The organism is Magnetococcales bacterium, assembly GCA_015231925.1.
Lineage (GTDB): Bacteria > Pseudomonadota > Magnetococcia > Magnetococcales > JADGAQ01 > JADGAQ01.
The window spans coordinates 48,468-56,890 of sequence record JADGAQ010000005.1 but is presented as its reverse complement, the minus strand read 5'-3'; the positions used below and the strand labels follow the sequence as shown (position 1 = coordinate 56,890).

Genomic DNA, 8,423 nt, shown 5'->3' with positions numbered 1-8,423 from the left:
TCTGGCCGTGCATGGAGAGCAGGCCGGAGCCGTATTTCTCCCAGATATCGCAAATCTGGCGGAGGGAAGCGCTGGTGTAGTGCAGTCCCGGCGCGGGTTGAACGCGCATGGTGTGGAACTCTTTGGCTTCGGGATACTTGTCGGGAATCATCGAGTAGCGACTGATGATGCCCGCGCCGTAGCCGTGAACGCCAACCACGCCACCCTTCCAGTACCCCATCTTGGTTTCATAGGAATACTGGAGCTGGTCGAGGCAACCACGCACCATGGTGTTGCCGGTGCGGCGAAAGAGATTTTTGAATCCGGATATGAAGCTGGGCCAGGGGCCCTTCTCCAGTTCATCCAACAAGGGCGTTGGATTGAGAATGTTTTGGGTCTTGTCCTGCGTTGCATGCGTTATTGCCATGCCGTTTCTCCGTGGTCGAGGCTGTCGGAACTGCCGGGTTAACGTTGTTCTGAACAGGTTTCGAATAATTGATATTTTGAAATATCAATTATTACAAAAACCATTCCACAAAACCCTGTTTGTCACTTACCAGGGAATTCTTTTGCACCTGCGAAGACGTTATTGGTTCAATCCCTTGTAGAGACAAAAACCCTCGGAGGAAGTTTCCTGCATCGGGGCATTTTCGCCAGGAGATAGAAATATTTGAGCGGCATAAATTCAACAAATATTTTTAGTGTTTCGTGGCATCGCTGTTTCCATCGAGGTCTGGAATGAAACTTGTAACGCATGAAGAGACCGCGATGGGCTTCCGAAGGAAAAGGACTGCCAAGACATGCCAAAGCTGCACGATAAAAAGGTATTATTCGATTCGTCGATTATTCAACAAGTCATCGAATTGTGGCGCATGGCCAATCCGGACGGACAGGCGGTGCCTTTATCGATCGACCAGGTGCAGACCATTATGGAAACCGTATTCCTGGCGGGGTTGAAATGGGAAGAGGGACGTCCGGTACGCGCCTGCGTGGCCCTGGTGCCGCCCCATTCCCTGCCCACCCAGGAGTGGCAGGGCGGACAGGTGGTTCTGGCTTTCGACAAGCCTCTGCCGTTTACCATCGAAACGGTGGTCAAGCTTTCTCCGGCGGTGGATCCCTTCACCCAGGCGCTGGCGGTTTGGGCCAGCGTGGAGTCCCCCTCCCGGTTGGAAATCTGGGGCATGGCCTTCACCAGCCGCCGGGGGCGGCATCGCTTCGATCCCCTGGTTCAGGCCTATCCCTCGCCGGATGTGATGACCATCTCCTCCCGCAAAGTCGGCCATTTGACGGTTTTTCGCGGCAATCACCTGGTAACCCGTTTCAATGCCGGGCGTTTCAGTCGTCCCCACGAGACGCCGTTCATCGGCAGCCTGATGAGCTGGAGCATGTTGCGGGTCATACGCACCCATGTGGAGTTTCAGCGCTTCGGCATGAACTACTGGCAGGTCTATCGCGCGGCCATCGACCGGTTGTTGGTGGAAGCCAACAAACTGGGCCATGGCGGCACCATCATCTGGGTTCCGGAGGTGCATGTGGAGGATGCCCGGCCCTGGATCGTGCCGCGTTATGCCACCTCGAAAGGCGTGGAGGGGATCACCCTGTTGTCCAGACTGTGCGAACTGGAGGAGCGGGCGGGTTTGCTGAACGAAGGGGATCCGGATCAGAGCGAGGCCTGCGGCGAGATGGTGCCCAAGAAGATTCTGGGAGGCAAACGGGCCATCGTGGAACATGTGGAGCTGTTGGCGCAGTTGACCCAGGTGGATGGCGCCCTGATTCTCTCGGACCGGCTGCGTCCCATCTGCTTCGGCGCCATGCTGGATGCCCCCTACTGGCGTCGGCAGACCCTGGTGGGGGCGGAATCGGAAGGGGAGGGGTTGAAGAACGTGGATCGCTCCTCTTACGGCATGCGCCACAATTCCGCAGTGAATTTCGTGGGGCAGTGCCCCTTCACCACGGCTTTCGTCATCTCCCAGGACGGCAACGTGGTGGGCCTCTCCCGCAAGGACGAACACGCGGTCTACTGGTTGCCGGACTGTCTCAGCAATCTGTGGGTGGTCTGATCAGGGCGTGTTGACATTCACCATCTTTTGGTCCCCGGCGGCGTTGCAATCCGGTTCGGAATGCTCATGTAGGCGAACTACATTCCGCTTCCTCACCGTCTTGTGCCTTGCCAGGAACCAAAATCCGGCGAATGTCAACACGCCCTAGCTCCGGGAATCGAAGGTGATGCGCGGATCCACCAGCACATAGGTCAGATCGGTGAGCAGACGGGTGATCAGCCCCAGCAGGGAGAAGAAATAGAGGGTGGCCATGACCACCGGGTAGTCGCGGTGCATGACCGACTCGTAACCGAGCAGCCCCAGGCCGTCGAGGCTGAAGATGGTTTCGATGAGCAGGGAACCGCTGAAGAAGGCGGCCACGAAGGAGCCGGGGAAGCCGGTGACCAGGGGCATCATGGCGTTGCGGAAGACGTGGCGGAACAGCACGGCCCGATCGTCCAGCCCCTTGGCCCGAGCCGTCAGCACGTACTGCTTGGAGATCTCCTCCAGGAAGCAGTTTTTGGTCAACATGGTGGTCACGGCGAAGGAGCCGACGGTCGACGCGGTCAGGGGCAGGACCAGGTGCCAGAAGTAGTCGAGGATACGCCCGGTCCAGGGCAGGGTGGCCCAGTGGTCCGAGACCAGCCCCCGCAGGGGGAAGAGGTTCCAGAAGCTGCCCCCGCCGAAGAGAACCACCAGCAGAATGCCCAGCACGAATCCGGGAATGGAGTAACCGACCAGGATCAGAACCGAGGTGAAGGTGTCGAAGGGGGTGCCGTGATGCACCGCTTTGCGAATGCCCAGGGGGATGCTGACCAGATAGGTGAGCAGAAAGGTCCACACCCCCAGGGAGATGGAGACCGGCAGCTTGGAGATGACCAGATCGGTGACGCTGCGGTGCTGATAGTAGGACTCCCCGAAGTCGAAGCGCAGGAAATTCCACATCATGGTGACAAAACGCTCATGGGCCGGTCGATCGAAGCCGTAGAGCCGCTTCAACTGGTCGATCTGCGCCGGATCGAGTCCCTTGGCACCCCGATAGCCCAGTCCCCCCCCGCCGGATACCTCACCGCCCGCCTGCATCTGTTGCTGCATGATCGAGAGGGTGCGTTCCACCGGTCCGCCCGGCACGAACTGGATGACCAGGAAGGTGATGGCCATGATACCGAACAGGGTGGGAATCATCAGCAGCAGGCGGCGCAACAGGTAACTGGCCATGAGGGCTCACTCCTTCCGGATCCACCAGGTGGTGATCCAGTCCATCGGGCTGAAATAGAGCGGCGGGGTGGCCGGTCTGTCGAAGCGGTTCCAGTAGGCGATGCGGTGGTAGGGGATATGCCAGTTGGGCACCAGATAGTGGCCGGAGAGCAGCACCCGGTCGAGGGCGCGACAGGCCTGCACCAGCTCCTCGCGTGATTCGGCATAGATGATGCGCTCCACCAGGGCATCCACCGCCGGGTGTTGGATGCCGATCAGATTGCGGCTGCCTTCCACGGCGGCGCTTTCCGAATGCCACATGGAGCGTTGTTCGTTGCCGGGGGATTGGGATTGGGGAAAGACCGCCACGGTCATGTCGAAGGCGAAGCGGTCCATGTTGCGCTGATAGAGACTCGGATCGACGGTGCGGTACTCCAGGCGGATGCCCAGACGTTTGAGATTTTCCGCGAAGGGGGCCACCACCCGTTCGAAAGCCTGGGAGGAGAGCATCATCTCGATGACGAAGGGGTTGCCCTGTCCATCCACCAGAAGGTTGTCCGGGCCCATCTTCCAGCCGGCGGCAGTGAGAAGCTCACGGGCCTCCTTGAGGTTGTTGCGCACCGAGCCGGGGGGCGTGGTGGTCGGTGGGGAGGGCGGGACTTCGAAGACCTGGGGGTCGAGCCGGTCCTTGAAGGGTTCCAGGAGTAGCATCTCCTTGGCGGACGGTTTTCCGGAGGCGGCCATGTCGGAGTTGGCGAAATAGCTGGTGGTGCGGGTGTACTGGCCATAGAAGAGGTTGGTGTTGCTCCACTCGAAATCGAAGGCCAGACCGATGGCCTTGCGCACACGGATATCCTGAAACATGCTTTTGCGCAGGTTGAAGGCGAAACCCTGCATGCCGGCGCCGTTGCGGTGAGCCAGGGTTTCGGTGCGGATCTCCCCGGATTCGAAACGGGGGCCGGTATAGTCCCTGGCCCACTGTTTGGAGTTGTTCTCCAACTGAACGTCGAACTCGCCCGCCTTGAAGGCCTCCAGGGCCACCACCGGATCCTTGTAGAATTTGACGACCACTTTGTCCACATTGAAGAAGCCCTTGCGCGTCGGCAGGTTCCAGCCCCAATAGTCGGAGCGACGCTGATAGGTGATGGTCTTGCCCGCATCGAATTCGGCGATGGCGTAGGGGCCGGAGCCCAGGGGCGGGGTCAGGGCCAGATCCTTGAAGGAATGTTTGCTGAAGAAGGCCTTGCTGAAGACCGGCAGTTCCCCGGTAATGAGGGGCAGTTCACGGTTTTTGCGGGCGAAATGGAAACGAATGCGCCGGGGGTCGAGAATTTCGGCGCGGCTGATATCCTTCCAGTAGGATTGGTAGAAGGGATGGGCCTGCTCCGAGGTCAGGGTTTCGAAGGAGAAGGCGACATCGGCGCTGGTGACGGGGGCGCCGTCGGCAAAGCGGGCGGCGTCGTTCAGGGTGTAGGTGATGCTCTGCCCGTCCGGGGCCAGTTCGATGTCCCGGGCCAGCAGACCGTATTGGGCGAAGGGCTCGTCGTGGGACTGAACGGTCAGGGTTTCGAAGAGGAAAGCGCTGAGCATATCCGGCGGCGTGCCCTTGAGGGTATAAGGGTTCATGGTGTCGAAACCGCCGATGCCGTGCAGGGTCAGGGTGCCTCCAACCCTGGCGCGCGCCGGATCGCTGTAGGCGAAGTGGTCGAAGTCCGCCGCGTACTTGAGTTTGCCGTCGAGGCTGATGCCGTGGGCGGCGCGGGCCGGGCTCTGCGCCGACAGAAACACCATCAATCCGAAGGTGATGAGAGTCTTCACGAGACGAGGCGACATGGTGACTTCCCGAAGCGACTGGTAAAGGTTGACAACGGCTCCGGGGGATTCTCCGGGGTGTCGGCGGAAAATTCCTTCCGGTTTGACGGCTTCACGCGGCAAGATACCCCAAAATGCGGCAATTATACAGAAGGAGCTGTTCATGGCCGATGCCAAGACCCATGTCACGGTGGCCGCCCTGGTGGGCGGGGCCGCTTCCCTGGCCCTGCATCTGAGCGGGTTCCTCCCTCCCGCCGAAACGCTCTGGGCCCTGCTCGCCTGTCTGGCCGGCGGCGTCATGCCGGATCTGGATGCGGACAATTCCGTGGTCTTGCGGGAAGTCTTCACCCTGATTGCGATTACCGTGGCCTTCACGGTGGTCTTTGCCGTGGGAAGCCGGTTCTCGGTCCTGGAGGCGATGCTGCTCTGGCTGGTGGTCAACCAGCTCACCCGTCTGCTGTTGTTCCGACTGGTGGAAAAATTGACCACCCATCGAGGCATCTGGCATTCGGTTCCGGCGGCGCTCTTCAGCGGTTTTCTCACCACGGGCCTGCTCTATCGGGTGGCCAAACAACCGGATGAGGTGGCCTGGTTGGTGGGGTTCTTTGTCTTTCTCGGGTTTTTGGTGCATCTTCTTCTCGACGAGGTGTGGGCCCTGCCTTTTTTCGGCCCGGCCAAGGGCTCCCTGGGTTCGGCGCTCAAACTCTACGTGGGGGGTGATCTCCTCGCCACCGGAGGGATTTACCTGCTGGCAGGGGGCACTTTTTTCCTGACTCCGGAATTCGCTTCCCTGTGGAAACTCCTGGGCAGCGCCTCCTTCTGGTCCCGACTCGGGGGGGCCTTCTGGCCCCATGGCGCCTGGTTCGGCCTTTTTGGCGGTTGATGACGGGGAAAAAACGGGTGGCCTCGACCCTGGCTTCCTTTTTGCAACCCTGGCAGTGAAGGGAAGAACCGCTCCGCCATGCCGCGGGGTTGCCTCCCTGAAACGTATCGCACGGATTTCTTCTGTTACGTTACCTCCAGGGTTGAGCGATCATGGCCGAGGACAAGAACCAAATGCTGTTGAAGTTTGTCGTGGAATTCGACAAACGTCTGGAAACCATCGAAAATGACCTGGCCAATCTGCAGGAGCGGGTCCAGGCCGTTGAAAGGGGCGACGCGAGCCAAAGTCTTGAGTCCAAGAACACGGCGGAAATCCAGAAAATACAAAACAGCCTCCTGGAGTTTGCCGATTCCATGGGGCGTAGCGGCAAAAATGCCTCTTTCCTGGAGAAGAAGATCGAAGCCGTCAAGCGGGAGGCCAACTCTTCCATGGTGGTAATCACCGTGGTCTTCGCGGTTCTGCTTGTTATAACCCTTTTTGTAAGAACCTCATGAGAATCCTGACCTTCAATCTCGATGCGGAGACCTTCGCCGTGGACCTGGACCAGGTTCGCGAAGTGTTGGCCTGGTCGGAGATCACCCAGATTGCCTGTGCCGCGCCTCATGTGCGCGGGGTGATCCACCTCCGGGGCGAGGTGGTTCCCGTCATCGATGTGCGGGTGAGGCTGGGCCTTTCCCGCACGGTGCGGACTCCGCGAACCTGTATCATCATCATGGAGCCGACGGAGGATAAGGGCAAAGGGCTGATCGGCGGCATGGTTGACGCAGTCGATGAGGTGGTGGATATTCCGGAGAAGGAGTTGCGTCCCGCGCCGCGTATCGGCATCCGGCTCTCCCCGGAGGACTTGCGCGCCATCGGCCACATGGAAAACGGCCGGTTGCTGATGCTGCTGAATGCGGACCGGGTTTTTTCCTATCAACCGCCGGGGGAGGAGGAGGTGGAGGAACGCCGCCCGCCCGTGGCTTCTCCGAGCAAAATTCCACCCGCACCCCCGAAAGCGGCCCCTCCGGTCCCTTCCGTCGCCCCGGCTCCACCCGCTGCCAAAGCCGCGTCCGTGCCCCTGCCGACACCCGAGGTTCCGAGCGGTGTGACGGCTGCCCCGACGGCAGCCTCCCCGGAACCGGAGCCTCCGGTCGAAGCGGCGCCATTTTCGCCGGATGAAGCGGTTATTGCGCAGGAGTCCGGGCAGGAAAACCTGCCGGTTGAATCTCAGGAAGGTTCGGAGGTATCCTCCGATGAAGCGGAATCGTCTGCCATGGATGGGCAGCAATCGGATTTCCCGGCGACAGACCCCGAACCGGATGGGGAGAATGTCGGGGAGCAGCCTACCGAAGGGGAAACAGGGATGTATCAACGTGCCGAGGATCTGGAAGCCGCTTTGACCTGTCTGGCGGATGTCCTGGAGGAGGAGTTGGAAGACGGGGAGGCTGCCAACGAGGATATCGCCCCGGCTTCGGTGGAAACCCCCGATTTGTCCGCCAACGACGCTCACGAAGAGGCTTTCGAGGCGGCCAATCAGGAAGAAGACGCCTCCATTCCCCAGCAGGATATCCCGATGGTTTCGGCGGAAGAAGAGGCCTTCGAGTCGTCTTCCGCAGCGATTCCCGTCGAGGAGAAGGAAGAGCCCGCCGCTTCCGGAGAGAGCAAACGCCGTACCTTCGTCTTCGGCTTTTCCGGTCGTTCCTGGGGAGAGGAGATCCCCGGAAACGAGCCGTTGGCTTTTCCGGTCTTTCCGGCGGCTCCGGTCAAAACCGCCAGCCCGGAGTCCGGTTTTCCGGAAGATTCCCTGGAATCCCTGCCCGATCTGCCGGCCAACATGAGCGCCGATTCCGAGGAGGTCTCCTTTGCCGAAGAGGGTGGCGGTTTTGTGGGGGAGACCGATGGCGCGCTGCCCCCCTTGCCTCCCGCCGAGGAGTCGTGGGGGGAAGTGGTCGAGAATCCGGAGGGGTTGGACCTTCTCTCCTGCGCCGGGCTGAATCCCCCGGCGGACGAGAATCTCCTTTCCCCGGCCACCGGATCTGCCCCCCGTGAGTCGAGGGATCCTTTCCAGGATGCCCGTGAGCAGTTGGTGGAGGATGACCTGCTGATCGATGTTTCCGGCATGCCTCCCGCCTACTCACGGGAGGAGGAGAGGGCGGAAGAGGCGGCCCGGGCGGTGATTTCCCCCCTGGATCTGAGCTGGATGCAATCCCCGGCCCAACCGGGCCGGGTGATGGTCTCCTTCTTCTTCGGCAGCGGAGACAAAGCCTGGGGGGCTCGGGAGATCGTCGGCGGCGATCCGGGAGCCCACCGGAAGCCTGTTGTGGCCGAAAAGCCCGTCTCGCCCGTCGTCGTGCCACCTCCGGCTCCGCCGCCGGTGGCGGCTTCCGTTGCGGAAGAGTCCATCCAGGTTGCCTGTCCCGGCTGTGGCAAGAAGTTCCGTTTGCAGGCCTCCCTGCTGCCGGCCAAGGGGCGCAAACTGCGCTGTTCCGCCTGCGCCCTGGTCTTTTTCCAGACGCTCCCGACCTGCTGAG

7 protein-coding genes are annotated in these 8,423 nt (G+C 60.8%); 4 read left to right on the top strand and 3 right to left on the bottom strand.

Annotated features, from left to right (window positions below; genetic code table 11):
* Nucleotides 1-406, bottom strand: a 406-nt coding sequence (locus tag HQL56_01490) for a sulfite reductase, dissimilatory-type subunit alpha (GenBank protein MBF0308185.1), incomplete at its 3' end; no start/stop codon positions are given.
* A gap of 373 nt (nt 407-779) precedes the next feature.
* Between HQL56_01490 and HQL56_01485 the strand changes: the two genes are divergently transcribed.
* On the top strand, nt 780-2,039 hold the full coding sequence (locus tag HQL56_01485) for a hypothetical protein (GenBank protein ID MBF0308184.1): 1,260 nt from the start codon (nt 780-782) through the stop codon (nt 2,037-2,039).
* Between the two features lie 144 nt (nt 2,040-2,183).
* Here HQL56_01485 and yejB read toward each other — a convergent pair whose 3' ends face one another.
* Both yejB and HQL56_01475 read right to left on the bottom strand, forming a co-directional pair.
* A complete protein-coding gene (gene yejB / locus HQL56_01480) occupies nt 2,184-3,236 on the bottom strand; it encodes a microcin C ABC transporter permease YejB (protein MBF0308183.1) in 1,053 nt (350 codons plus the stop codon).
* 6 nt (nt 3,237-3,242) lie between these two features.
* On the bottom strand, nt 3,243-5,006 hold the full coding sequence (locus tag HQL56_01475; protein MBF0308182.1) for an ABC transporter substrate-binding protein: 1,764 nt from the start codon (nt 5,004-5,006) through the stop codon (nt 3,243-3,245).
* A 184-nt stretch (nt 5,007-5,190) separates the two neighbouring features.
* Here HQL56_01475 and HQL56_01470 point away from each other — a divergent pair, with 184 nt between their 5' ends.
* The 3 genes from HQL56_01470 to HQL56_01460 all read left to right on the top strand — a co-directional run bounded on the left by HQL56_01470 (nt 5,191) and on the right by HQL56_01460 (nt 8,422).
* Complete coding sequence (locus HQL56_01470; GenBank protein ID MBF0308181.1) at nt 5,191-5,910, top strand: metal-dependent hydrolase; 720 nt, start codon at nt 5,191-5,193, stop codon at nt 5,908-5,910.
* A gap of 152 nt (nt 5,911-6,062) precedes the next feature.
* Nucleotides 6,063-6,404 carry a hypothetical protein gene (locus tag HQL56_01465; protein MBF0308180.1) on the top strand — a complete coding sequence of 114 codons (342 nt, stop codon included), beginning with the start codon at nt 6,063-6,065 and terminating at the stop codon, nt 6,402-6,404.
* Entirely contained in the window at nt 6,401-8,422 is a 2,022-nt protein-coding gene (locus HQL56_01460; GenBank protein MBF0308179.1) for a zinc-ribbon domain-containing protein, read from the top strand. Before HQL56_01465 ends, HQL56_01460 begins: the two co-directional genes overlap by 4 nt.
* Nucleotide 8,423 lies beyond the last annotated feature (1 nt).